We start from the raw sequence: 2,375 nt of genomic DNA on the forward strand, positions 1-2,375 counted from the left end.
AGGCAAACGGCTATAGGAGCCAGATTCAGCGTAAAGGCCATCGAAACAAACCGTTGTCCAAGACTCAGCAAGGGCGAAACCACAGGATTGCAAAGACTAGGGCACGGGTTGAACATGCATTTGCGGCGATGGAACAAATGGGTAGAAAACTGATCCGCACCATTGGACAGGTGCGCGCTAATTTTGCCATGACGATGATGGCAGCATGTTACAACCTAAAGCGGTTGGCGTACTTCCAGAGCGCGTGCATCGTGGCTTTCTGACGCCCAGAATGGGTCAAATGGCCCTAGCCAGGGCAATGTGCGATAGAATCAGTAACGTGATAATCAAAAAAAATCTAATTATTTAGAATGAAAGCCAAGGGTTAATTGAAAATCTTGAGTTTTTCGAGGTGCCCTTTAGTTGTAATAACCGTATCATCAATATATCCACCAGTTCCTTCTGTTTTTGCTGTCGGAGCACAAGCAGAAAGGAATAATGCCATAAATAGCACGGTACAGAGCGCTGTCATTGATTTAAGATATTTCATTATTCAATTCTCCATTAATACGAGGGTTATTTTTATTTATCGTATATGAGTGCTAAATGAAAATTTCATCGCAGTCAGTATACTGATTATTGGTGAAATATAAATAAATTACAAATGAATAGCTGGTATCGATAGCGACTTGTTAATTGCAGTAGTTTATTAGAATCGATAATTAGTAATTACAAAATAGCAAGGCTGACTACCATTTTTCCGCTAGCTTTAAATTGACTATTTTTGCGTAGCCATTTTCATCTGTGAAACAAACTGTTTTAATTTTGCCAGTAATATATCAGGTTGCTGGCGATGAATTTCAATTAATTTAACAACTGCAGAGCCAGATATTGCGCCAACTACACCATTTTTTATTGCATCAGTGACTTGTTTGGGTTCAGCAATGCCAAAACCTAACAGTGGTGGAGCGGCATGGTAGGCTTGTAACTTGGTTAATAACTGGCTAGCAGGAATATTGGCTTTTTTTTCTGTGCCTGTACACCTGAACGCGAGAGTATATAAGTATAGCCACGACCATATAAAGCAATTTGGCGTAAAAGCTTGTCATCTGCATTAGGAGGACAAATAAATATTGGTGCAATATTATGTTGCAACGCTGAAGTGCGAAATGGCAGTGACTCATTCATTGGTACATCGGCGATTAAAACGGAATCGATGCCAGCATTCTGGCATTGAGCATAAAAATTATCAATACCATGGTTAAAAATCAGATTTGCATAAACTAATAAGCCAATAGGAATTAGAGGATGCTTTTTGCGAATTTGTGTTAATAGTTCAAAACAGTATGTTGGCGTTATGTTCGCATTAAGTGCGCGTAAATTGGCCTTTTGAATCGTTGGACCATCAGCCAATGGATCAGAAAAAGGGATACCAATCTCTAATGCATCGGCTTTTGCTTCAATTAATGTATCAATAATTTTTAATGACATTTCTGCATTGGGATCGCCTAAGGTGATGAATGGGACGAATGCTGCCTGATTTTTAGCATTTAAGGTTTTAAACAGTTGCTGATAACGCTCCATTAGATCTCTCCTTTGGCTTGCAAAATAGCCTGTACAGTAAAAATATCTTTATCTCCACGACCAGAGATATTAACAATCAGTAGTTGCTCTTTTTCTGGTTCTGCCTCAATCATTTTTAAGGCGTAAGCCAGGGCGTGTGACGACTCTAAAGCTGGAATGATACCCTCCTGATTAGCCAGTTTTTTAAATGCCGATAACGCTTCATCATCGGTAATTGAGACATAATCAGCACGGCCAATACTATTTAAATAGGCATGCTCTGGTCCTACTGAAGGAAAATCTAACCCGGCAGAAATAGAATAAGACTCTTTAATTTGGCCTTCATCGGTTTGCATTAGGTGAGATTTCATACCAAAGTAAATACCAAGCCGACCATGTTTTAATGGTGCACCATGGGCGCCAGAGTCGATACTTAGACCGGCTGGCTCAACCCCAATTAGACGTACGTTTTGCTCGGGTTTAAACGCCGTGAATAATCCGATAGCGTTAGAGCCTCCGCCAACACAAGCAATTACGGCATCAGGTAGTCGTCCTTCTCTAGCTAAAATTTGTGCTTTGGCTTCATCGCCAATCATACGTTGAAACTCGCGTACTAGCGTTGGATAGGGATGGGGCCCGGCGGCGGTGCCAAGTAAATAGTGGGTGTTGCTATAACTGGCTGACCAGTCTCTCAATGCTTCGTTGCAGGCGTCTTTTAAGGTTGCTGAACCATTATTTACCGTAATAACCTTAGCGCCCAATAATTGCATCCGAAATACATTGGGTAATTGGCGTTGGACATCTTTCTCCCCCATATAGATGCGACATTTTAG

General features: G+C 40.9%; 3 protein-coding genes and 1 pseudogene. 1 reads left to right on the forward strand and 3 read right to left on the reverse strand.

The features are described from left to right. The coding region (locus CBG25_RS04490) for a transposase (RefSeq protein WP_290603799.1) at positions 1-263 on the forward strand (263 nt) is incomplete at its 5' end. 101 nt (positions 264-364) lie between these two features. Here CBG25_RS04490 and CBG25_RS04495 read toward each other — a convergent pair. From CBG25_RS04495 to trpB, 3 genes and pseudogenes are all read right to left on the reverse strand, one after another. Next, on the reverse strand, positions 365-529 hold the full coding sequence (locus CBG25_RS04495) for a hypothetical protein (protein ID WP_290604872.1): 165 nt from the start codon (positions 527-529) through the stop codon (positions 365-367). 228 nt (positions 530-757) lie between these two features. After that, positions 758-1,563, reverse strand: a pseudogene (trpA, locus tag CBG25_RS04500) (tryptophan synthase subunit alpha). After that, a partial coding sequence (trpB, locus tag CBG25_RS04505) for a tryptophan synthase subunit beta (RefSeq protein ID WP_290604870.1) occupies positions 1,563-2,375 on the reverse strand: 813 nt, incomplete at its 5' end. The gene trpB and the pseudogene trpA, both read right to left, overlap by 1 nt.

The organism is Arsenophonus sp. ENCA, assembly GCF_002287155.1.
Classification (GTDB): Bacteria; Pseudomonadota; Gammaproteobacteria; order Enterobacterales; family Enterobacteriaceae; genus Arsenophonus; species Arsenophonus nilaparvatae.